We start from the raw sequence: 21,363 nt of genomic DNA on the forward strand, positions 1-21,363 counted from the left end.
CCAGCGGGCTTCGGCTTGTGGGAAGCCCCGTCGTTTACCACGGGGAGGAGGTCACCCTTCTCGCCAGTAGCATAGGTCGAGTTTACATAATTTTGAATTTATCTTGATGTCCTCGCCCAGTGGTGATTCGAACGTCGTGGCCTCCCTCTTCGTGGTGACTCCGTTCCGGAACGGAATTTCTGTTTCTCGTCCCTTTCCGGACCTGCTCGCGGCCATTCGGGCGCTTGATAATGGTGTACGTTGACCACGAGTAATTGCTCACTGTGAGTTCTGACTCGGTACAACGGCTACCATCTGGTGTACGAGTTGGCGTGTATCGACGGAGTCACGCCGTTTGGATGTCTGTCTGAGTCCACGAGATAGCCGCCCAGTACGTCTCAACTCGCAGTATATACGAGTTGTACGAGGACAGCAGTCATCCCGGTGGCAATCAGGAATGCCCAGCCAGTTATGCGGATGCGTCGTCCGTACTCGGGCAACTCGTCGCCCTCCGTCCCGAGTATCGTAACGAGTCGACTCGGGTGTCTGAACGGGCTCGGCGGCCTCGGGTCCGGGAGCCGCCGCCGGAGCCGTCGGTACCGACTGAACGACTGGACGCCGTACAGACACAGCGCGAGAATCATGCCGACCCAGAAGCCGGCCCCCGCGAGCAGGGGGAGTCCGACCGGTCCAAGGAGGGCGGCCTCGACCGTTGTGCCGACCCCCCGGCCAGGCTCAGGATGCCGAACGCCAACCCCACCATCGAGAGCCAGAACGCGACGAAGCAGACGAGGAGTGACCATTTCGACAGCCGACGGAGCCTCTCGTCGTTGCGCTCAACCCACGTTCGGGACGGCGGCGACCGCACCTCGTGTTCCGGGCGGAGTTCGTACTGTCCCGGACGCTTCGCTCCCAGTCCGGCGAGCACGACGATACACAGCAGGACACTACCGATGGCAACCGCTCGTGCCGGCCACGGGGTCCGCTCCCTGATCAGGTACGCGTCGCCCGGAGCGGACGGCCGGACGTACGCCTGGACCGCCGTCCCCTGCTCGTACGACCGAACGATAGATTCCGCTTTCGACCGGTCCGAGTAGGTGCGAACTGTCGGGCCCGGAAACACCTGCTCGCTCGTGTACGTCTCACCCTGATAATCGTACGTGTACTCGATATCCGGTTTCTGACATCCTCCCACGACTGAAGTCGTGGGGTTCCACGGTCACAGACCGTGCCCCGACTTCGGGAGGTTCCCCACTCGCGTCGTTCGGTGGAGTTGTGGGCCGTGCCAGTACGACCCCCGACTCGGATAGCGGGCTTCATTTACCGCCCTGGTGGCGTGCATATCCTTACCCGAGACTCGGTAGCACAACTTACGATACGAGCCGGAATAATTGTTTCCGTTGTCGGATTCATCCCACGGCTGAAGCCGTGGGCTTTCTCCTCGAACCACTGTAATCGATGCTCCGCCGGCTATCTATCCGCTCCACCTGTGCGCTGTCAACCGTTGCCTGAACGGCGACGGCGTCGTCGACCGCTTGTCCCTGCTGGACGTAGCTGTACCCACCAGCTCCGATGAGGATAACCGCGAGGACCAGTAGGTACACGCTCTTTCGTGAGAAGTGGAGGGTCGTGATTCCCACGGGGAGCTCCATCTCAGACGCGAATATAGCAATCCAACAGCATGAGAGCTACGTCGTGTCCGTGCCAGCCTGTGGCCGTGTACTTACCGCGTCTGCGACCCAGCCACCGATACGGCCGGACAGGAACCCGAACACTGGGGCAACACACACGATTATACCACCGGCGAGGGTCCAGAAGAGGACTCTAGACAGCGGCCACGCAACCGACGTGTCGACTCTGAAAAGGAATACGGCCAGTCCGATACTACCACCGAGAAACCCGGCCCGGAGTCCCGCTGCGCCAGAATCTACCGAACGGGTCGCGGCAGGGCTCCCGGCAATGAGCGACCCCACGATCATAGCCCCTCCACCGACAGTGGCCCGCGAGTTCGGTAGCCAGTTCAGCACAACAGTGGCCGGAAGCGATGCAAGTACACCGATGCAGGCGATTCGCCACGCTGGAGGGAGGCTGCGGGACCGAAGCAGAGGGGCCATTGTATGTGCTCATGCTAGCCCGACATTGATTAACTGCTTCGCAGGAGTTCACGCCCGGAGAGACGACCCTTTCCTATAATTCATTACAACCTCCGAGACGGTTGGAAGGTCGTGCCGTTCCTCTTACTCGGATTCGCGCTTCTGTTCACTACGGCAGTGGGGGCCGTCTCGGTATGACTATGTACTTTTGTCGACGCCGATACCGTCAGTCTCGATAGAGAGGACGAGACGGTCGAAGTCAGCCTGGAATTGCTTGCGGTGGTGGCCATCGGGGTGGTACGACATCGTCGCCCGGACCACGCCGGCGCTCTCTAGGCGGTTGAGACGTCTGTACACCGTCGCACGTGAGAGGTCAAGCCGGTCGGCGATCTCCTGGGCAGGGAGTGCCTCGGTGCTGATAGCCATCAGTATCTCGCGTGCGTAGTCGTCGCCAAGCATCGAGAGGGTCTGCTCCGAATCGACAGTCGCTCTCTCGTCCTCGGAGTCGGGTCCGGCCCACGCTTCAGGAGGGCTGTGGTGAGTTGCGTTCGACATCTTCACATCGTGCTTGAGACCGCCACTGCCTGTATCTGGGCGCTACAAGTCTGAACTCCCAGCTCATTGAATCTCTAGTTATCTGAACCTCGATGCGGGTGCCGCGGAAAGCCGCGGGTATTAAACGGTGTGGCCGATAGGACGAGTAGATGGGAGCGGACATGCACGTCGACCACCCTCAAGTACTCTTGGCTGACGACGAGAAGGAGGTCGCCGACGCATACGCGGTCCGGTTAGAGGGGGTGGCCGACGTGACAGTTACGTACAGTGGCGCGGAGACGCTGTCGGCGGTCGATCCATCGGAACCGCCAGACGTGGTCCTGCTGGACCGGCACATGCCCGACCAGTCAGGTGACGAGGTCCTCGAGCAACTGCGCGAGCGGAACATCCACACCCGTATGATCATGGTGACGGCTATCGACCCGGGGCTCGAACTGCTTGACCTGCCCTTCGACGACTACCTCTGTAAGCCGGTCGAGCGCGAGGACGTCAGGGCTGCCGTCGACCAGCAGTGCCAGGTGCTCGCGTACGAACTCCTTGGGGAGTACTTCGAACTAGAGTCGAAGCGAGCCGTCGTCGCCGCCGAACTCCCTCCGGAGCGCCTCGACGACCACGAGGAATTCGCCGCTCTCGACAGTCGGACAACGGCGCTCCGGGACCGCGTCTGTCGGCTCCTCCCCGACGCCGAAGCACTACTCGAAACGTTCTCCGGTGTGGACCGCGAGGGGTGCTGACCGAGGAGCGGGCGGTCACGTGTCGGGGTTGGGCCCTGCCGCCCTGTCGTCTCCGTCGAAGAATGCGTTCAGGAGCTTCCGCTGTGCATTGCGCAGGTGGTATAGGACGGTCGGTCCGGAGATGTCCAGTGCCTCCGCGACCTCCTCAGAGGTGCTTCCCCGGGGCGACTCGAAGTAATCTGCGAGGTGTGCCGTCCGGAGTACCCGTCGCTGTTTCTGGGTGAGTGACTCCCCGAGGCGCTGCCGAAACGCCTCCATCGTCTCGGGTTCGCGGGTGTGCTCGGTCCGAGAGCGGATGGTAGCGTCCGCGAACTGTTCATCTACCGCTTCGACCACCGCGCGGACGTCGCCTTCGGGGGGAAGTTCCACGACTACCTCCGCGGCCTCGGCAGTGTAGTTCGCGTCGGTGACCGTCGCGCCCCAGTCAGTGAGTATCCCGAGCGGACTTTGTCCTGACAGCTTCACCTCGACGAGTGCCGACCCATCGCCGTCCCCGACGGGGCGGACGTCTGAGACAGCGGGGTGGTCCGCGAGTGTGGTTGTCACCGGGTCGGATGCACTGCCGGTGCGGAGGTAGCAGACGACGGTATCGTTGTCCCCGACGATAGCGCCGTCGAGTGACAAGGACGTGTCTGCGGCCGCACTGGCCGCGACGAACGGTACCGACTCGTCACGAACTGCCAGCCGAAGCTCGGTCACCGTGTCGGCGAACAGGAGATCCGCTTGCCTGATAGCGATAATCGCGAACCCCGCGACTGCGCCGAGCGCATCCAGACTGGCCCGCTCTTGCGGGCTGATACCCTCTTCTCGTCCCACGTACACGCTCAAGACACCCGAAATAGTGCCCCCAGACGCGATGGGGACTGCGAAGGCCGACTGCAGACCACGGCTGAACGCCGCGACGCGTAGGTCCCGGGGAATGTCCTGGTCGTCCGGAATCGTCTCCACTGTACACGCGGACCCCGTTTCGACTGCCCGCTGTGCCGGAAGTACAGTCGAGGACCCCAGTTCGGCGTTGATCGCCGCGAGCACGTCAGGTGCCTCCCCCGCAGAGGCGGCAACCCGGAGGCAGTCGTCTGCAGGGTCTCGCTCGCCGACCCAGACGAACTCGTACAGGTCGGCAGTCCCCAGCCGTCGTACCACCGTCTCCCAGACCTCTTTGCGGTCGGAAGCGTCGAGGACCTGTTGTAACACCCTGGTGACCAGCGCGTCGATGGATTCGAGCCGCGACAGCCGCTGCTGGAGGCGCTCGACCGTCTGCCGGCTGTCGTGACGCTCTGTTACGTCCCGGAGGTACAACACGGTATTCTCGTCGACCACCGTGACCTCGGCCGCAAGCCAGCGGTCGACGGCGGGATAGTACTCCTCGATCGAGCGCTCGACGACGGGGTCTGCAGCGAGTGCCTCGTGGAGTGTTGCCGACGCAGACCGCGGGAGCGCGTCCGCTACCTCCTGGCCTGTAAGTTGCTTGCGGTCGGCGTCGAGTATCGCGACACCGGCCGGGTTCACCGCCTCTATTTCTCCGTCGGGCCCCACCTCAACGATGCCGACGGGCGCACGTGTGAGTCGATCGTCCATGTGGAGGGCGTCACCTGTTCGTGTCAACTGTAGCGGCTGGAGGCTTCAACCCGACGCTATGCCAGTCCAGTTACCTCGAAACGCGCCCCGCCGGTCTCGCTCTCGGTTGCAGCGACCGTCCAGCCATGGGCGGTAGCGATGCGCCTGACGATGGTCAGCCCGAGCCCCGTTCCGTCGCTGCTGGCTGTGTAACCTGGCTCGAAGACGCGGTCTCGCTCGTCGGGGGGAATCCCCTGCCCGTCGTCGGCGACCGCGAAACCACCGTCAATCGGACCGATGCAAACTGTGCGGTCCTCGGCAGACCCATTTGCGTCGTCGGATTGCGCCGGACTACTCGTGAAGCCATGCTCCACGGCGTTGCGGAACAGGTTCTCGAACAGGCGTTGAAGACGGTCTGCGTCGGCTTCAGTTTCCGGGAGGTCCGAAGCAACTTCGAGGGACACGGCGTCGGTCTCGACTGCCTGCCAGGCATTCCGTGCGACGGCCGACACCGGAACGCCGGCGGTCGTGTCTACGGCACCACTCCCCCGTGCGAGCGTGAGAACGTCACCGATGATGCGTTCCATACAGTGATGGCCCGGACGACCCAGTGGAGTTCTTCTACGGGGCCGATGCGCACCTCGATACGCTCGAGAAGCGCCTCCGCTCCATCTATCCGGCCACGTTCGACATCGAGCGCGTCGACGTCGACGTCGCCGCTCGGCTCATTCAGCCAGTCGAGCTCACACCGCAGGAATTCGTCGAACACTACGAAGCCGGGCGGCTGCAGTACGAGTTTGGCCCGGCAGAACAGTACGACATCGTCGACGAGGAATCAGCGGATTCCGAGGCAGCCGAAGCGGACCCCGTTGTCGACGGCGGTACAGCAGCCACGAGCGTCCCCGATCATCACGTGACTGTCGGGGACTCAGCCCTGGAACTAGCGCCGCCCGATGCACTTCCAGACGACGAGGAAGAGCGAAGGGCCATCGAGAAGCCGACGATGACACCGGCGGGAACGATTCTGGCTCGCCCGGCCCAAGACGCCGTCTCGCCGCTCGGGGTCCGGTGGTGTGGCGCCGCGTCGCGGAAGCAGGACTGGATGACCTCGCTGACGCCGTTCACAGCGGAGGTAACGAACGGCGACCTCTCGTCCGTCGATGAACCCGGCGCGGCGCTGGCGTCGCTGATAGACCACCTGATGGAGGCGACAGCGCCGACCGCATTCCAGGTCGTTTTCCAACGGCGTGCCAGCTGGCAGTCCGACGCGGAGGTGCGGAAAGAGGACCTCGTCGACGGCCGGGATACGTTCTTCCAGGAGGTCGTTGGGTCGTTGCTCGAGGTCGAGGAGCAGCGGAGCGACCAGGACGACCGGCAACTCAGCGAGGCCGTCGAGAAGCGCATCGAGTACATCGACGCGAAGAACGCCAAACGGTCGTTCACGGTCAACATCCGGGCCGTCGGCGTCCCCACCGACGACACCCGCGACGACCTCGATGGCCGGATGGACTCGCTCCTCCCCGTGTTCGACCCGCTTGATGGACCGTTCTACGAGGTCGAGGGGCAACGCCTCCGGGACAGCGGCTTCCGTGAGAAAACGAAGGAGAAGAAGGCACGGGCCGCTCTCCAGCGCCTCCTCAATCGGGAATTGACGACGGGACGAGGGAAGACCCGTCCCGAGCTGGTCCTCAGCGGGACGGAGCTCGCGAACTTCGTCCTCGTCCCCTCCTCCGAACAGTTGACCGTCGAAGGGACGCGGGGAACGAGGGCCGAACAGCAGAGTCGGAATCCGCTCCCGTGGCCCAATCCGGATCTGATCCAGCAGTTCCAAGACGGGATGGCCATCGGCTACGCACTCGACGAGAACGGTGAGCCACGACCGGACCCCATCCGGATCCCGCCGGACCTGTTGCCGACGCATTACGGGCGGTTCGCGTCGACGGGTGGCGGGAAGTCGAAGGCCATCATCAACGACGCCCTCTCGCTTTGCGAGTCGACTGGTGGCCCCGTCGTCCTCGTCGACCCGAAGGGGGACGGAATGTGTGAGAACTACCTGCGCTGCCACTACGAACGATTTGGGGGCCTCGACGACGTCTACCACTTCCGCGTCCCGGAGACCATTCCCGCGTTCTCCTTCTTCGACATCCGGCCCGCGCTCGAAGCCGGTCGCAACCGGGAGGACGCGATTCAGGACAAAGTCGACCACTTCCACGACATCCTCCGGATGATTATGGGCCGCGAGCAGTACGGCCAAGCGTTCGTCGCGAACGAGATTCTGAGCTACCTGATCAAGGCACTGTTCGGCGAGGAGTACGGGAGTGACGTGTTCGGGCTGGACGACCTCTTCGCTGCTGCCCTCCGGATGCAGCGCGACCAGACGATCCCCCCGGTCTCAGCGGATAACCAGAACATCGAGGAATCGCTGACGCGCCACTTCGCGAAGGACAACCACCAGTTTCAGCTGTCGATGGACGCCGTCGGGAACCGCCTCGACAAGCTCAAAGAGGACGCGCATCTCCGGCGGATCTTCAGCCACGTCCCCGAGCAGAACGAGGCCGGCGAGTACGTCGACAACCGGTTCGACTTCCGCGAGTTCCTCGATGAAGACGCCACCATCATCTTCGACCTCGGCGACCTTCGCCCGGAGGCACAGCGAGCGATCACCCTACTACTGTTGAGCAACCTCTGGGACGCCGTGCAGGTGCGCCGTCGCGATGGCCAGACCGACTACGAGAAGCTCACGAATCTCATCATCGAGGAGGCGGCGCCGGTCGCGTCGACGAAGCTCGTCTCCGAGCAGCTACTGCCGCAGGGCCGGTCGTTCGGCCTGAGTATGGGGCTCGTGATGCAGTTCCCTGAACAGGTCCGGAATCGGAACGAGCGCGCCTACGACGAGGTACTCAACAACATCAAGACGAAGCTCATCGGGAATATCTCGATCGAGCGCGATCTCGCGGAATCGCTCGCCCACGAGGACCTCAGCCCGACCGAACTCCGCAACCGGATCAACACGCTGCCGAGCGGCGAGTGGATCGCCCAGCTCCCGAGCCCGTCGTTCGGGGAGACTGGCCCCGCTCCGTTTTCGCTCAAGCCGCTCCCAATCGCGCCGGGGCATCCAGAAAGCGACCAGCCGCTCACAGAGCCGCAGGAAGACCATTTCGAGACAGTGTCCCGGCCACGGATGGTCGAGCGCACAGCGGCCCAGTACGGGCTGACAGAGCCGACTGAGTCGGACACTGCTCCGGGAGAGTCTGGTTGGGGGAGTTCGGGGGCCGAGACGACGGGCTCGGCTGCCGACGGTGATTCAGGAACGGACCCGACGCAATCCGCGTTCATCAGCGAATCGACGACCGAGGACGCGTCGACGTCGACCACGCAGCCCGAGACGGACAACGACCCAGATGGAGACGAGGCAGCGATGAGCCCCCTATTCGGGCAGGCCACCGAGACGGACGAGGAACCAGCTGGTGACCAAGCAACGCAGCCGGAGAACGGGGCAACGCCCGTCCAGGAAAGCAGCGTACCCGTCCCCGATGACGAACTCCGACAACGCGGGCTCAGCCGTGACGACGTCCGGTTCCTGAATCGGGTCCTCGACGTAATGAACCGAGAGGACGACGAGTACACGCTACTGGACAGAATGAGCCAGCTCCGGGACGAATACGACGACCTCCATGTGGAGCGGCTCACGGAACAGGACCTCCTGGAAGCGGACTCCGCGGCGGGGCGCAAGTACTACACCGTCCTCCCGGACGGTCGAGACCTCCTCGGGAGAGAGTTGAAGGCGGGACCAGGAGCGGGTGATCTCGGCGAGAAAACGCCACACAAGGTTGGCGTCCGGCTCCTCGAGCTCGGGCTCCAGCAGCGGGACGATGTCGGTCACGTGGAACCGTACTACGAAACCGACGACGGCACGGTACTGGACGTGGCCGGCTTCGATGCGGACGGCGATCTCGTCTGGGCCGGCGAAGCAGAGCTCGCGAGTAACAATCGGCACGCCCCGGTCGAGGATTACGACAAACTCAGCACGGTGGACGCCGACGCGATCTGGGCCTTCAACAATCGCGAGACGGCGCTCGACGTATTGGAGAGCCTTGCCGACGCGGATCGGATCGACGAGCGGGTCAGCGGGCGGGCGGCACGGTCGTTCGCGACCATCAGAGACGCCGTCGACGACCTCGATGCTGCGGGCCTGACCACCGTTCGGGGCTTCAAAAATCTCGATCAAGAACTCAACCAATGACCTGGCGACAGGCGACCCGCGAGGAGCTTTACGACTACTACGCCGAAGAATTCCCCCGCTATCTGGGTGACCTGCCGGAATTCATCACGGCGACCGGCCCGAAACAGTACGCCGTCGCCTTCCGAGAGCCCCACCCAGTGCGCAAAGACGAGGTGCCGGACAAGGACTTCATCCGGCGGGATACGTGGCAAACAGATCCATCGGGGGACCGAACGACGCACGAGTTCGACGACTTCGAGGACGTCGTCGAGTTCATTCGACACCCCGCTCGCAACGACCCGCTGGGGCGGAGCGAGTTCGCGCTTGCTGATCCGGAAGTGCTGGAGAAACCGGACCCACGGCCCGACGCCGTCTACTACGCGCTGGATCACTGGGAACGACCGTGGGTCCTCCTCGTCGACATCGACGCCAAAGAGATCGCCCGAGACCGAGCGGACGAGATGGTGTCGGCGGCCGTCGATGATCAGGACGACGATGCACTCCTCGACGCTGCGGGGATCCTCGACGCCGCTCCCGAGGGGTATCCGTACGCCTTCGAAGACATCGACCGCGCCATCGAATACGGGTTCGAGGTGCGCGACATCTTCGAGGACGATTTCGACGCCGAGGAGACGATGGTCGTCTACAGCGGGCAGGGAGTCCACGTCTACCTGCTGGATACCGACCCGGCGCACCGATACGACGAGCAGAGTCGCGAGGTGTTGAACGACCTCCTTCTCGAGACGTACGACATCCCGATCGACCCCGTCGTGACGGCCGACCGCCGGCGTGTCGCTCGCCTGCCCTACTCGCTGCACGCCGACGTCTGTAGCATCGTTCAACCAATCGAGAGCCCGGCGTTCGACGTTCGGTCGGCGACACCCGAGGTGATCGACGAATGAGTCCGAGTACCCCCACCGACGACGAGGACATGGCGTATCGGGTTACGGCACTCCCGCTGGAGTACGGTGAGACCCGCATCAACCAGCTGTTTACGCGTGGCTACAACCGATACGTCATCGACGGCGAGGACCAACCCGAGGACCTCGTGAACGACCTCGAGCGGTTCGGGACGGCAGCGTTCAAAGAGCAGGTTCGTTCCGACGCCGCCGAGGAGCCGTTTGTCGACGAGCCGGGGACGCTCGCCGTGCTCGCGACGTTGAGTGCGATCTGTGTGAAAGAGCACCCGAAGTTCGAGCACGCGTCACCACGGAACGTCCAGGTACTCTACGACATCCGAGAGCTGTACGTCAACAATCTCGCCTCCCTCATTCGGACCCACGGCGATGGGTCGCTCCAACAGGACATCGCAGACGTGCTGTACAGCAAGGAGCCCGGTGAAGATGGCCCGCATCCGGGTCGGGTCTGTACGGGCATCACAGAGATGCCGGAGTTCGGGGATGGCCTGTACCTCGAAATCCCGATGGCGGCGGCGTCACGCAAATGTCTCGTTCGAGCGGAGGGCGAGTCATCGACGGGGAGTGACGATGGCGGGGAGATACTGACGCGAGTGAAGGACAACAACCTGTACGTCCCGGTCGGTGATTTCGACAGCAAGTATCGGGACTACGCTGAGCGGGCATTCAAGAAGCTCCTGCGGGTGCAAGAAGACGGACTCTCCGACGACCAGCTATCGTGGCTGACCACGAACGAGTCGGCGATTACGGAGCGGATCGACCGCTTCCTCGAGACCGGCCATCACGAGCGAATCTGGCGGAACTGGGACCGTGGGGAGCGGACGATCCGAGTCCTCCGGCGGGCCCTGAGTGACGCGCCCGACGACGTGGCGCAAAAGGGCGAGTTCCACACGGCGAAAGAGCTCTACCGAGCGGTCGAAGCGTACGATGCCGAGGATGAGTGGGAATCCTCTGTAACGGACTGGATATCGAGTCCGAGCAGTCTCGCGAAGACGCTGGCCGACCACGAGTCCCACTCGGCCGTCACGATCGACCGCGACGGGCGCGTCAATACGTACCGAATCGGACGAGCCGGAACCGGCGCCGAACAGATCGAGGTGCGAGAGATCGAGGACCTCTTCGAACTCCCCTGTATGGCGAATATGGAGGAGCGACTACACGAGAAGAAGCCCGTCCGGAAGGACCTCTATAACTTCGCGCGGATGGTGATGTGGCTGCCGCAGTACCAAGACAGCAGCCTCGACGAGATCGTCGCGGACCTCAAGGACGTCTTCTCCCGGTGGCCGTGGTACGACGAGCAGGAGACCGAGTACCAGGTTCGCTACGAATTCTCGAACACGATCGACGGCGACACGCCGTTGCCGATGAACTGCGATAACGACGATCTACAGCGCTACTGTATCGGCCAAGACCAGTGTCCCTACTCGATCTGGGGCAGCCTCCCGTTCCCGGATGAGATGTACAAGCAAGTGGACGAGCAGTCCGCCGGTCCCGCTGAGCAATTCTAAATCATAGTCTTCCCTCAGATTGTCAAAAATTGTTTGCAGACCAAGGACACCCCCTTCTGAATCCTCGTCGAGCAATTTTCAGCGTCTAACACGGCCAGAATCGAGAGAATCGGGGGTAATCCACAATTCGAAGTACCGAGACGGATAACCTCAAGGAGCTCAGAATAGGTGAAGCAGTAACCCCAAAGAAGTCGGATATCGCCGATATCACCTTTGTTACCCCGCCGTCGAGCAATTTTTGTAACCACAGGGTTATTCCGGAACTCGTCGAGGTACTTTCTACGCCTTCAAATCGGCCCGACGAGGTTTTCCTTCGGTTTGAGGGCGTCATAGTGTCTTGCATATCGCGGTTTTCGTCCAAAGAAAGAGGCGATATGCAATGTGCGAAGGCCGCCGGCTCTCTCAGGCCGAGGGGCCATTGCAGGGGTAGCGGAACTACAGAAGTATCAGAATTAGCGCATAGGTTGGCGGGGTGCGTTTCGGAGGTGTCTGTCGCCCCCACGAGGGGGTGGCGGGGCGCATCACGTGCCCCCGATAGACGATGGCTTCGGAACGACGCAGCACGAGACGAGCAGCGGATCACGCAGCAACTACCCCCGACAGTCAGGCGCCGTGGGCGGACCTCAAAATGACGGTTCCGACCGACCGAGATCACGCGTCGGTCGTCGCCCTCGTGGAGTGTGCTCTCGTCGAGCTCACGCACGAGACTGTGGGCGCCGCCTTCGTCTCCCGGCAGGTCGGGCGGTCGACGCGGACGCAGTACGTTGCCGGCGACGACGTCGGCGAGCAGTTCCAGAAACGGCGCTTCGACGACCGACTGGGCTGGCACGAGACCACCATCCCTCGACGAACCGTTCGCGACGAGCTCATCACCCAGCTCACGGGGTCGTCTTCGACGTCAACGGAGCGGTCAGGTGAGAAAGCAACCAGCGAGCCAGACACCTTCGTCGTGAAGCCAGTTCGAGAGCTCCGAACGCCGTAGCGGTTAGGATTAACCAACATTCCGAACCGATATCGACACACTGTTGGTTAAGGCTAGGGCTGGATCCACTCCCTCGCCCCCACCCACCGCCCGACTCTTCGAGTGAGTGAATCCTGGCGACCGGTCGGCTCGAATGGCGGTCGCGACGGGTTTTATCGGGCCGCCACTCCTCGAGCGCGAGTATGGTCGTCGTTGAGGAGGTCACCAAACTAAGCGAGCGGCGTACTCAAACCTCGTCTGAGGCGTTTCCGGACGATGCGCTGGCGTCGATTCGGTCGGCCGTCGAGGCCGTCCCAGCCAGCGTCTCGACGACTCGACGAAACACACGGAGGTCGGTGGGTTCGATGCCGCCATCGCCGACGGGCTCTCGCAGTACGAGTACGAAGGGGACGCCGCCGGCGGCTACAACCCGAACTGTAAGCTCTGGTCGCATCAGGGGTTTAACCACAGCGTCGACCTCTATGACGCCGACGCCCGCATCGCAATCGAGGTCGAGAAGAGCGAGCGGAAGAACGTCAGCGATGACCTCCTCAAGTTCCAGAAGGGGTACCGCACCCAGAAGGACGGGTGGCCGAAGATCGAGTTCGGCTGTCTGGTGGTGCCAGTAAACTACCTGGGTCGGCATAACCTGTACCAGCACAGTCTGACCAAGCTCGACTTCATGAAGGGCGTCCTGTTCATCGACGACGTCGCCGTCATCGGCTATCGCGATCCCCGACCGGACTAGACGCTGTCACTCCTGACTGTTTGTCGGCGTCCCCAGAACGCGGAGCGTTCTGGTGTGCGCACGAGAACACTGTTTCTCGTGCACGCCGGGAGGCGTGCAGCGCCCGACAGGGTGCGCTGCGTGACTCATTATGCCTGGTCCCGATCCGCACGACGATACGAGTAGCGACTACGAACAGTTCGAGAAGGAACAGCTCGCTCAGGACCGCGACGCCACCAGCGTCGACACGGCGTACATCGACGACACGACGGCCCAGCGCCTGGTCAGCGGCCTCGTCGACGCGGACGTCGTCACTCCGGTTCCTGAAGACCAAGTTCTGGTTCACGAGCCGAGCGGCACCACGTTCGACTCGACGACACAGCTGGCCGTCTTCCACCGCGGCTGGACGACCGGCCGCGACGCTGACGCGGAGGGCGAGTGATGCAGCAGACACTCGTCGGCTGTGCGTTCTGCGACGCGCCGCCCGGTACCGAGACTGGCGAGGCCCACACCTGGGGGGAGGACGAACGGGTCACCCACCCAATCTGCGTCGACTGCGCGATTCAGACGGAACCGGATCCCGACGTTCGCGATCACGTCGCCTGTGACGGCTGTGGGCTGGTCGTCGACACGCTCGCGGCACTCACCCGGTTCCGGGTCGAACTGGGGCATCTGGAAGGCCCGTTGCAGCTGTGCGCTCGCTGCAGTCCGGGTGGTCTCGCGACGTACTGGACGCGCGACCTCGAAGAGCATCTCGTCGCGACGCCGGCAGAGTGACCCCAACACTCTTTACTGATTCGCTGTAAACTGTAATCGAGAACGAATCGTGTCACGCACCTCAAACCGCGCCGACGGCGACATCGTCCAGGACTTCCTCTCGGTCGCCGACCTCCTTGAGGAGCCACAGCTCGCCCAGCTGTACGCGTACCTCGCCCGGGAGGGGGAGGCGACCGTTCAGAACGTGATGGACGACCTCGAACTCGCCCAGGGAACCGCCTACAGCTACGTCAATCGGCTCGTCGACGCCGGCGTCGTCGACGTCACCGACGACGAACAGCCACGCCGGTACGCCGCCCGAGAGATCGACCTGACCGTAACGACGGCCGCCGGCGACCGTGAGTACACGATCACGCCGGCGCTCATCGACGCCGTCGGCCGCCGCAAGACGGACGCCGACATCGACACCTACATCGACCGCCACGGCGTCGCCGGCCTCGCGACCGCGCTCACCTACGCCGTCGCCCGCGAGCGCGGCGAGGTGACCCACCGGCTGATGGCGGAAGATCTGGACATCTCGCCGCTGGCGGCGGAGATGATCCTCCAGGCACTCCGGCCCGTCGTCCACGAACATTACGAGATCGATGAGGCTGTACGTCATGATACCGAAGACGGGGTCAACGTATGAGCATCGAACCGAGCGATCGGATACACGTGACACAGCGCTCAGTTTATCCGTGTTCCGTGGAGGAAACTGATGGAACTCAGTGACGACACACTCACGGTCTCACGGGAGCTTTCAGCACTCGACAAAGAAGTACTCGAGTTCACACGGATCCTCGACACCTGCGAGGTTGACTACGTCATCGTCAGTGGGTACGTCGCAATTCTCACTGGGCGTTCGCGTTCGACAGAGGACATCGACATCATTCTGGAGTCGCTGTCTGAAACGGAGACTGAGCAGCTTGTTACCGAACTCAAAAATCAGGGGTACTGGGGGATGGCGATGCCGCTTGATGAGATGTATTCGATGCTGAGCGAGGGGAGTCGCATCCGGATCGCCAAAAAAGGGGAGATGTACCCGAACTTTGAGACGTGGTTCGTCTCAAACGATGTGGAACGCGAGGCACTCTCGAACCCCCTCACGGTGACATTCGATGAGGGGCGGATCAAGATCAGCCCGCTCGAACTCCAAATTGCGTATAAACTCCGGCTTGCACAAGCTGCAGACAGCCTCAGCGGGAAGGACTTCGAAGATGCACTCCACCTGTACTTGACGTTCGAAGAACGATTTAACACGGAGCAGCTCGAAACATACCTTAACGAACTTGGAGTTGAGGACTACTATGCTGAACTCACAGGAGTTTGAGGGCGATCACCGCCGGAACACGGAGCAACGGCGTGCGATTATCAAGCGCTGGGCCGAGTACGTTCGGACGCACGACGACAGTGAGTGGTCGCGCCAGCAGAATCGCCTCATCGACTCGCAGCTCCAGTCGGCAAACGACATGGCCGCTGCTGGCGACACGGATCCCGTTCGGTTTGCTGCCGCTCGCGATCGGCTGCGCGACCGATGAGCGGGGGGGACCGGCTCCTAAAGGCGACCGCAACGACGTACTACAATGCTGGGCTCACCGGTGACCAGCTCACAGGCCTTATTGGTGCCACATCCGCCACGCGGCTCCGTCTTCTCAAAGCGGACCTCGAAGCCAACCCGTTCGATCTCGCTGCCCCTGACGACGTCGACATCTACGGGGAGGACGTGACGACAGTCGATACCGGGGCCAACGACGATTGCTGAGCGACCGACGACTGTGAACGGTCGTCGCTGACACCAGCGCCCCCCTAGCCGCGCAGTGCCCGTGCGGATGTAACTGCCGTCGGACCCGACGTTCTGGAGCCGTTCCAACACCTGCTCACGTCGTGTGACGTGGTCGTACCGTCGGAAGTGGTCGCAGAACTCCGTGACATCACGCAGTATCAAGACATCCACGCCGCGGCTGCGAACAATGTCCTCGTAGCCCGTAGCCACTACACAGTCGAAGATCCATACGACCGCAATGAAACGCCAGACTCTCGGCCGACGTTCGGCCTCGATGACGGCGAAACCGACGGGATCGTCCTCGCGAACGCGCCTGACGTCGACGGGTTTCTCACCGACGAGTTCGGTGGGACGAACTTCCCGCTGATTCACGCCGTGTTGCAGGGCCCACGGATCGTCCCGACACCACGGCTCATCGTCGACTACGCTCGGAACGGCCATCTGAGCCACGAGGCGGCTCGAACGCTACTCACGACGATCAGCCCCCATCGGAGCTGGGAGAATAGTCCCTACGTCTCGCAATTGCTTCAGCGTCTAGACGAGTAACCGGTCTCCGGATGGCGATGCCGAACACCTAGCGCCGGCGACGGCACTCGAAAGCCCTCGGCCGCTCGGCATCCCGCGACCACCGCTGCGCGCCTCGTGCCTGCGGTGCTTGCGGGGTCGGGGGACGACCGAGACGGCCTCGCCCTTTCTGAGTCCACCAGGACGAAAGTAGATGCGCCGAGCGGTGGAGCCAGTTGGACAGGTGTGTTCGTACCGGCCCGCCCCGCTCGCCGCTGCCGCCCTCCGCGTCGCTCGCGATCGACCATTCCGGGCGTGCGGGCGCTCTCCGCACCGCCCGCGCCCGTTCCGGGCTAAAATGAATCTGGTCTCGACGCCAGCGGGAAAGCGCGGGGGGTTGCGCGGCGTGGCTGCTCATCCCCCACGCTTTCTCCGCTGGCCGCTCGCTCCGGGCGGGTCGGCGCGCGGTGCTGGTTGGGGCCACCTCATACAGGCGCGCTCTCGCTCGCGCCCGGTAGGGCGCTCGCGAAGGCGCGAGCGAGAGCGCGCAGATGGTTCTGTCGGTCGTTGTCGTCGGAAACCCGCGATGTTGGAGCATCGCGGAGTCGGCGCGTGAGCGCCTTCGGAACTTGGTGAAGTGCCAATGTCAAGTAACAGCTCTAGTAGCAAGGTCGTTTCGGTCGATGAACAGGCATTCGAGAAAGCGGGCGAGCAGGCGGTCGATGAAGACGGCTTCCCGGTCGTCGACGAGACGCCGGAGTTCGAGGCGACGGTCGAACAGGAGACGCAGGCGAAGGTTGATGCGAACCACCCGGACGGGATCGCGGACACGAGCGAGGACCGGATTCACGGCGTCACCCTCGAACAGGAGGAGCGCATTCAGGCGCGGGAAGCCGAACTGGAGCGCATCAGTGCCCAGGCCGAACTCGGGACGCAGGACGGTCGGGAGCAGCGCACGCGAGACATCGCAGCGAAGCGGAGCGCTGAGCGGCGTGTGGAGTTCCAGAAGCGGGCGGCGAGCGTGAATCCGATAGCGGACCCGGAGCGAGACGATCCCCGTGCAGAGCTCACGCAAGAGCAGTTGGCAGCGGTGAACAAACAGTCGATGCGGTTGGCCGAGAAGCTGGATGGCTGGTCGCGGGCAGCGATTGGCCGACGGTTGGGTGAAGCCGTCGTCGGTGGGAAAGACCTGACGAGTGCAGTCGTCGGGGTGTTCGAGGAGTTGCAGACGGCACCTGGGACGGTGATTCCCATCGAGAAGATCGAGGACGTCAATCGCAAAGAGGTGAGCATCGAGGGTCGGGTCGAGGTACTCTGGGATGCGGACTCACCGGCCATCGCTCAAGTCGGGCTCATCAAGGACGACAGCGGGAAAACGAAACTGACGTCGTGGGTTGCGAGTGACCAACCTTGGATCGAAGAGGGCGAGCTCGTTCAAATTCACGGAGCGGCGAAGAACTGGTACAATGGGCGCGTCTCTGTAGCTCTCACCGGCTGGAGTACCGTTCACTTCCCTGAACGCGGTCAGTGGTGGGAAGCATAGCCTGTCGACGCGGCCTTCTTTTTTTGCTGAGTGCCGGACCGACCCAAACCCCACCACCCCACCCGCCGCTCCGTGCTCGCTTCGCTGCGCGCGCAGCCACGACCTCATTCGCCAGTCCAACATTTATCCGACAAAGCAGGGGAATGGGGGCGCAACCCGAGCGGGTTTATCGAGCCCCTGAGTGGTGCGGGCGCGCAAGCGTTCTAGGTAGTACAAATGACCGGTGATCGTGATCTGACCTGCGATATCTGTGGTGAGTCCTTCAAAACGAAGGACGCACTAGGTGGCCACACCAGTAGCCATAGTCGTCGAATCTCCGATGCACAATTATTGGCTGAGATAGATCGCCTGGTAGACGAGTTCGGTCGGTCACCGACGACCACAGAGATGGATACGGTAGGAGCGTATTCAGCTGGAACGTACGAAGATCGGTTTGGCAGCTGGACGAAGGCGCTCCAGTCTGCGGGATATGAGCCGGTAAAGCAACACCAGATCTCCGAGGATGTAATCCTTGATGAAATCAGTCGGCTTGCAACGGAGACCGGTTCCCCGCCAACGGCGGCCGAAATGCGCTCGAAGGGCAAATTCACGGTCACAATCGCGCAGGATCGCTTTGGAAGTTGGAACAAGGCGTTGGAGGCGGCTGGATACGATCCTCACAAGCGCCACCGCATTACTGATGAAGCGTTACTCGAAGAGATTCACCGGCTTGTCGATGAGTTAGGGAAGGCTCCCACAGCGCAGGAGATGAATGACCACGGTGAATTTTCGCGTCGGCCCTATTTCAACCGCTGGGAGGGCTGGCAAGCTGCGGTTCGGGCGGCTGGGTATGAGCCGGTTGGTCGCCCATCTGGCCCAGACAACTACAACTGGAAAGAACAGCCAGCCCACGAGTGGCGAGAATACGGGGACAACTGGGACGAGCAAAGACAGAAAGTACTCGAACGCGATAACTATACCTGTCAGACGCCGGGTTGTGAGTGGACGCAAGAGGCGCACCGAGAGGAGTTCACGAGAGGGCTTCACGTCCACCATATTCGGCCACTAAGTGCGTTCGGCGATGACGAGAGTGAGGTCAATTTCAAGCAGGCCAACCGACTAGACAACCTTGTTACGGTGTGTGTTGAGCACCACCATCTCTGGGAAAGGGCCTCACCGCTTCGCCTCGATACTCGGTGAGCCGTTGATCAGCTATAGCTGATTCCGGTCATGACAACAAGAGGCTGGTTGTCTATCGCCAGACCAGCCCAAGCCCCGCCTCCCTGCCCTCCGCTCCCGGCCTCCCTCCAGTCGGCCGGCAGCCACAACCTGAGTCACAGTTTTAGGAGTGCTGGATCCTGAGAAAGGACCGCTGTTGCGGAGGAGTCTGTTTATTTGCCCCCTGAGGGACGGAGGGCACATCAGAACGTGTCCCCGAGCATCAATGTCCGAGGAACGTACTCTTACGCCCCGTGAACGGCTCCGAATTCACCTCCGCGAAGCCCGCCGCACGACAGACTCGCCAATCGTGGAAGCACAGCTAACGGCTGCTCTGGAGGCTTGGACCGACCTGCCGCCGACACCTCTGGGGGAGTGTCCCGCCTGTGGGAAAATCGGACTCCCGGAGCGGATTCAGCAACACGAGTGTGGGTGAAAGAATAAAGGAAACAGTTTGTGCCTCTTTATCAAAGAAATATCAATTGGTTAATCAAACTCTGGCTGCTGAACGTATTCATCAAACCAACGAGACGCATCTGTATGAGAAATCTTTCGCAGTCGGCGGAGTCGTAGCACTTCCTCAGCGAGCTCTGATGTCTTTGATGGTAAGTCCTGCTGAACACCCCGTAGGTAGTTGTTCCGCAGTACGAGGCTCCCGTAGCTGAGACCGAGATCGGCATCGATCTCCCGGTACGTCTGGAGGTTATCATGCTGGTACTCGCGATATCCCCGCTCAATACCCTCCTCAATAAGTTCCTCCATCAGGACTTGTGTCTCCTGCTTGCCTCCGGCGTACATCCCGTAGCTGAAGAACTCAAAAAGGGCCAACCAACTCCAGAGCAGCTGGTCAATATCTGGTTTGGCCGATGTCCGTCCCTCTTCGTCCAGTTGTCGACGCGCTCGCGACCAGTCGTAGGCGGGGCCAAACAGCTGCTGGATGTCCGCAAGAGGTAGGTTCTGGGCGATGATATGGAAGTCGTAGAGAGCGTTCTTGATCCTTTCTCGGATATTGTACCGGCGTACATTCTGGGCATTCTGGTCGAGATCTTCGCCAGTTCTACCGAGAAGAATTTCGCGGTCGCGCTTGGTTAGGACACCCCGGCCTCGTTCGACCCAATCGAATTCCTCCGGCATAAATTAGCTCAGCAGCTAGTTATTATGTCCATTTACTTAGTCGCTAGGCATAGGCTGCGAATTATTTAATTTCACCTCAGTTCTGCTTGGTCATGTATGTCCGGACTTGGACTACTCGCGGCGGTAGCGATGTTCGCACTAACAAATGTATTCGCGGGGATGCTCCCGACAACGTTCACCGGTGACGCCCAGTTCGCCATCTGGCTAGTCGCGCTCATCGTCGCCATCGCTAGCTACATCTCGGTCGAGCAGGCAATGGCCGGTGCGCGGTAGAGGAGGGCAGCTCTCCTCACAAATTCATTTTCACAGTAATTTTCAGCAGATGGAGAATCAACAAATCATTGGATGACACCGGCGCCGGAAATTCTGCGTATCGACTACCAGACCGCACCTATACTTCCAGATAACTCGTGGGCTAAACCATGACGATCCGAGATGCGATCAATCAACTGGATGCTGAGTTTCAACAGACACCTCTGGGGTTCACGGTCGAGACCACACTTCAAGCCCGACTACTTGAACTCCTCCGGACCGAGGTAGGGGAGACGATTCAGGTACGCGGTGGCTACAACGCGGCCGATGCGACCGGGTACAAGCGAAAGTATCTCGATCGAATCGCGAAGCCACAGTCCATCAGTAATGTCCAACCGGAGGTGAACTTCGGTATGTCTGGCGACGGAAATCGGAGCCTCGATATCGCGATTCTAGAGCCCGATCATAAGTCGGAGTATGACGATCTCGAATACCTGCCGGAGTTAGAGGTCCCGAAGGTCACAGTCCGCCTCATTGACGGAAGCAAGTACTTCTCGGCCGCGTCGGTCAAACATGCAATCGAACTCAAGTACATCAAGAACGTGGACATCGCCGGCGCGAAGTTCGAACGCAATAACATCACCGAGTGGCCACATTTCTCCGCGGATTTAGACAAGCTAGGCGATCTCTCGAATGCCGAATCACGGCACCTCATCGTCGTCTCGAACAAGAACCCATTCCAACAAGGAGAGGTCGATAGGCGGAGTACGGCGAAGGCTCAGCGGCGCTACGAGCGAGTAGAGGAAGAATGTGCAAAGCGGGGTGTCAAACTCACTGAGATCCATCCACGGGAGTAGGGCAGGCAAAGCAGCTGTCCGAGTGGAATATTACAGCGGTAGCGAGGCGAAAGCCCACCCCTTCAGGGGTGGGATGAAGCCGAC

General features: G+C 61.8%; 21 protein-coding genes and 2 pseudogenes. 16 read left to right on the forward strand and 7 right to left on the reverse strand.

Translation table 11 applies throughout. The features are described 5' to 3' along the window. Window positions 1–619: 619 nt before the first annotated feature. The 4 genes from DP107_RS18770 to DP107_RS18785 all read right to left on the reverse strand — a co-directional run bounded on the left by DP107_RS18770 (window position 620) and on the right by DP107_RS18785 (window position 2,627). A complete protein-coding gene (locus DP107_RS18770; RefSeq protein ID WP_238330958.1) occupies window positions 620–1,174 on the reverse strand; it encodes a DUF3592 domain-containing protein in 555 nt (184 codons plus the stop codon). A gap of 214 nt (window positions 1,175–1,388) precedes the next feature. Further along, window positions 1,389–1,631: a hypothetical protein gene (locus DP107_RS18775; RefSeq protein WP_238330959.1), complete on the reverse strand. Its 243-nt coding sequence runs from the start codon at window positions 1,629–1,631 to the stop codon at window positions 1,389–1,391. Window positions 1,632–1,667: 36 nt separating this feature from the next. Next, a complete protein-coding gene (locus tag DP107_RS18780) occupies window positions 1,668–2,093 on the reverse strand; it encodes a DUF5518 domain-containing protein (protein WP_144263624.1) in 426 nt (141 codons plus the stop codon). Window positions 2,094–2,270: 177 nt separating this feature from the next. Continuing rightward, window positions 2,271–2,627, reverse strand: a complete 357-nt coding sequence (locus DP107_RS18785; protein WP_144263625.1) for an ArsR/SmtB family transcription factor — start codon at window positions 2,625–2,627, stop codon at window positions 2,271–2,273. 149 nt (window positions 2,628–2,776) lie between these two features. Here DP107_RS18785 and DP107_RS18790 point away from each other — a divergent pair, with 149 nt between their 5' ends. Continuing rightward, window positions 2,777–3,361, forward strand: coding sequence for a response regulator (locus DP107_RS18790; RefSeq protein ID WP_202877461.1), 585 nt, complete (start codon window positions 2,777–2,779; stop codon window positions 3,359–3,361). A 15-nt stretch (window positions 3,362–3,376) separates the two neighbouring features. Here the strand turns inward: DP107_RS18790 and DP107_RS18795 are convergent, their stop codons facing one another. Together DP107_RS18795 and DP107_RS18800 are read right to left on the reverse strand one after the other, a co-directional pair. Continuing rightward, window positions 3,377–4,939, reverse strand: coding sequence for a bacterio-opsin activator domain-containing protein (locus DP107_RS18795; protein ID WP_144263626.1), 1,563 nt, complete (start codon window positions 4,937–4,939; stop codon window positions 3,377–3,379). Window positions 4,940–4,995: 56 nt separating this feature from the next. Then, window positions 4,996–5,505, reverse strand: coding sequence for a sensor histidine kinase (locus DP107_RS18800; RefSeq protein WP_144263627.1), 510 nt, complete (start codon window positions 5,503–5,505; stop codon window positions 4,996–4,998). Window positions 5,506–5,528: 23 nt separating this feature from the next. On the opposite strand from DP107_RS18800, the gene DP107_RS18805 reads away from it, so the two are divergent. The 13 genes and pseudogenes from DP107_RS18805 to DP107_RS18875 all read left to right on the forward strand — a co-directional run bounded on the left by DP107_RS18805 (window position 5,529) and on the right by DP107_RS18875 (window position 19,018). After that, the gene (locus DP107_RS18805; RefSeq protein WP_238330960.1) at window positions 5,529–9,161 is read left to right on the forward strand and encodes an ATP-binding protein; all 3,633 of its coding nucleotides are present in this window, start codon (window positions 5,529–5,531) and stop codon (window positions 9,159–9,161) included. Next, window positions 9,158–10,042 (forward strand): bifunctional DNA primase/polymerase, encoded by an 885-nt coding sequence (locus DP107_RS18810; protein WP_144263628.1) that lies wholly within the window; start codon window positions 9,158–9,160, stop codon window positions 10,040–10,042. The genes DP107_RS18805 and DP107_RS18810 overlap by 4 nt, the downstream gene beginning before the upstream one ends. Continuing rightward, a complete protein-coding gene (locus tag DP107_RS18815; RefSeq protein ID WP_144263629.1) occupies window positions 10,039–11,565 on the forward strand; it encodes a primase-associated protein in 1,527 nt (508 codons plus the stop codon). The genes DP107_RS18810 and DP107_RS18815 overlap by 4 nt, the downstream gene beginning before the upstream one ends. Window positions 11,566–12,106: 541 nt before the next feature. After that, the gene (locus DP107_RS18820) at window positions 12,107–12,547 is read left to right on the forward strand and encodes a hypothetical protein (RefSeq protein ID WP_144263630.1); all 441 of its coding nucleotides are present in this window, start codon (window positions 12,107–12,109) and stop codon (window positions 12,545–12,547) included. Between the two features lie 182 nt (window positions 12,548–12,729). Further along, window positions 12,730–13,274: pseudogene (locus tag DP107_RS20970) on the forward strand (hypothetical protein). Window positions 13,275–13,404: 130 nt separating this feature from the next. Next, on the forward strand, window positions 13,405–13,695 hold the full coding sequence (locus tag DP107_RS18830) for a hypothetical protein (protein WP_144263631.1): 291 nt from the start codon (window positions 13,405–13,407) through the stop codon (window positions 13,693–13,695). Beyond that, window positions 13,695–14,030 carry a DUF7558 family protein gene (locus tag DP107_RS18835; protein WP_144263632.1) on the forward strand — a complete coding sequence of 112 codons (336 nt, stop codon included), beginning with the start codon at window positions 13,695–13,697 and terminating at the stop codon, window positions 14,028–14,030. Before DP107_RS18830 ends, DP107_RS18835 begins: the two co-directional genes overlap by 1 nt. 49 nt (window positions 14,031–14,079) lie before the next feature. Continuing rightward, window positions 14,080–14,658, forward strand: coding sequence for a DUF7437 domain-containing protein (locus DP107_RS18840; RefSeq protein WP_144263633.1), 579 nt, complete (start codon window positions 14,080–14,082; stop codon window positions 14,656–14,658). Between the two features lie 69 nt (window positions 14,659–14,727). Continuing rightward, window positions 14,728–15,339: a hypothetical protein gene (locus tag DP107_RS18845; protein ID WP_144263634.1), complete on the forward strand. Its 612-nt coding sequence runs from the start codon at window positions 14,728–14,730 to the stop codon at window positions 15,337–15,339. A gap of 204 nt (window positions 15,340–15,543) precedes the next feature. Then, window positions 15,544–15,771 (forward strand): hypothetical protein, encoded by a 228-nt coding sequence (locus DP107_RS18855; RefSeq protein WP_144263636.1) that lies wholly within the window; start codon window positions 15,544–15,546, stop codon window positions 15,769–15,771. Window positions 15,772–15,788: 17 nt separating this feature from the next. Further along, window positions 15,789–16,338, forward strand: a pseudogene (locus DP107_RS18860) (hypothetical protein); the annotation flags it as partial. Between the two features lie 601 nt (window positions 16,339–16,939). Beyond that, window positions 16,940–17,839 carry a replication factor A gene (locus DP107_RS18870; RefSeq protein ID WP_144263637.1) on the forward strand — a complete coding sequence of 300 codons (900 nt, stop codon included), beginning with the start codon at window positions 16,940–16,942 and terminating at the stop codon, window positions 17,837–17,839. A 216-nt stretch (window positions 17,840–18,055) separates the two neighbouring features. Continuing rightward, a complete protein-coding gene (locus DP107_RS18875; RefSeq protein ID WP_144263638.1) occupies window positions 18,056–19,018 on the forward strand; it encodes a homing endonuclease associated repeat-containing protein in 963 nt (320 codons plus the stop codon). Window positions 19,019–19,522: 504 nt separating this feature from the next. Here the strand turns inward: DP107_RS18875 and DP107_RS18885 are convergent. Then, window positions 19,523–20,170 (reverse strand): hypothetical protein, encoded by a 648-nt coding sequence (locus DP107_RS18885; RefSeq protein ID WP_144263640.1) that lies wholly within the window; start codon window positions 20,168–20,170, stop codon window positions 19,523–19,525. Window positions 20,171–20,266: 96 nt separating this feature from the next. On the opposite strand from DP107_RS18885, the gene DP107_RS20380 reads away from it, so the two are divergent. Both DP107_RS20380 and DP107_RS18890 read left to right on the forward strand, forming a co-directional pair. Then, window positions 20,267–20,443: a hypothetical protein gene (locus tag DP107_RS20380; protein ID WP_185977406.1), complete on the forward strand. Its 177-nt coding sequence runs from the start codon at window positions 20,267–20,269 to the stop codon at window positions 20,441–20,443. Between the two features lie 149 nt (window positions 20,444–20,592). Continuing rightward, on the forward strand, window positions 20,593–21,279 hold the full coding sequence (locus DP107_RS18890; protein ID WP_144263641.1) for a vWA domain-containing protein: 687 nt from the start codon (window positions 20,593–20,595) through the stop codon (window positions 21,277–21,279). The last annotated feature ends 84 nt before the right edge of the window (window positions 21,280–21,363 follow it).

This window comes from Haloglomus irregulare (assembly GCF_007421925.1).
Lineage (GTDB): Archaea > Halobacteriota > Halobacteria > Halobacteriales > Haloarculaceae > Haloglomus > Haloglomus irregulare.

Excerpts from the sequence above, each read along its gene's own strand:
- DP107_RS18855 (WP_144263636.1), top strand. The coding sequence starts at position 15,544 with ATGAGCGGGGGGGACCGGCTCCTAAAGGCGACCGCAACGACGTACTAC.
- DP107_RS18885 (WP_144263640.1), bottom strand. The coding sequence starts at position 20,170 with ATGCCGGAGGAATTCGATTGGGTCGAACGAGGCCGGGGTGTCCTAACC.
- DP107_RS18790 (WP_202877461.1), top strand. The coding sequence starts at position 2,777 with ATGGGAGCGGACATGCACGTCGACCACCCTCAAGTACTCTTGGCTGAC.
- DP107_RS18810 (WP_144263628.1), top strand. The coding sequence starts at position 9,158 with ATGACCTGGCGACAGGCGACCCGCGAGGAGCTTTACGACTACTACGCC.
- DP107_RS18890 (WP_144263641.1), top strand. The coding sequence starts at position 20,593 with ATGACGATCCGAGATGCGATCAATCAACTGGATGCTGAGTTTCAACAG.
- DP107_RS18875 (WP_144263638.1), top strand. The coding sequence starts at position 18,056 with ATGACCGGTGATCGTGATCTGACCTGCGATATCTGTGGTGAGTCCTTC.
- DP107_RS18815 (WP_144263629.1), top strand. The coding sequence starts at position 10,039 with ATGAGTCCGAGTACCCCCACCGACGACGAGGACATGGCGTATCGGGTT.
- DP107_RS18780 (WP_144263624.1), bottom strand. The coding sequence starts at position 2,093 with ATGGCCCCTCTGCTTCGGTCCCGCAGCCTCCCTCCAGCGTGGCGAATC.
- DP107_RS18800 (WP_144263627.1), bottom strand. The coding sequence starts at position 5,505 with ATGGAACGCATCATCGGTGACGTTCTCACGCTCGCACGGGGGAGTGGT.
- DP107_RS18870 (WP_144263637.1), top strand. The coding sequence starts at position 16,940 with ATGTCAAGTAACAGCTCTAGTAGCAAGGTCGTTTCGGTCGATGAACAG.
- DP107_RS18775 (WP_238330959.1), bottom strand. The coding sequence starts at position 1,631 with ATGGAGCTCCCCGTGGGAATCACGACCCTCCACTTCTCACGAAAGAGC.
- DP107_RS18820 (WP_144263630.1), top strand. The coding sequence starts at position 12,107 with ATGGCTTCGGAACGACGCAGCACGAGACGAGCAGCGGATCACGCAGCA.
- DP107_RS18830 (WP_144263631.1), top strand. The coding sequence starts at position 13,405 with ATGCCTGGTCCCGATCCGCACGACGATACGAGTAGCGACTACGAACAG.
- DP107_RS18785 (WP_144263625.1), bottom strand. The coding sequence starts at position 2,627 with ATGTCGAACGCAACTCACCACAGCCCTCCTGAAGCGTGGGCCGGACCC.
- DP107_RS18795 (WP_144263626.1), bottom strand. The coding sequence starts at position 4,939 with ATGGACGATCGACTCACACGTGCGCCCGTCGGCATCGTTGAGGTGGGG.
- DP107_RS18835 (WP_144263632.1), top strand. The coding sequence starts at position 13,695 with ATGCAGCAGACACTCGTCGGCTGTGCGTTCTGCGACGCGCCGCCCGGT.
- DP107_RS18845 (WP_144263634.1), top strand. The coding sequence starts at position 14,728 with ATGGAACTCAGTGACGACACACTCACGGTCTCACGGGAGCTTTCAGCA.
- DP107_RS20380 (WP_185977406.1), top strand. The coding sequence starts at position 20,267 with ATGTCCGGACTTGGACTACTCGCGGCGGTAGCGATGTTCGCACTAACA.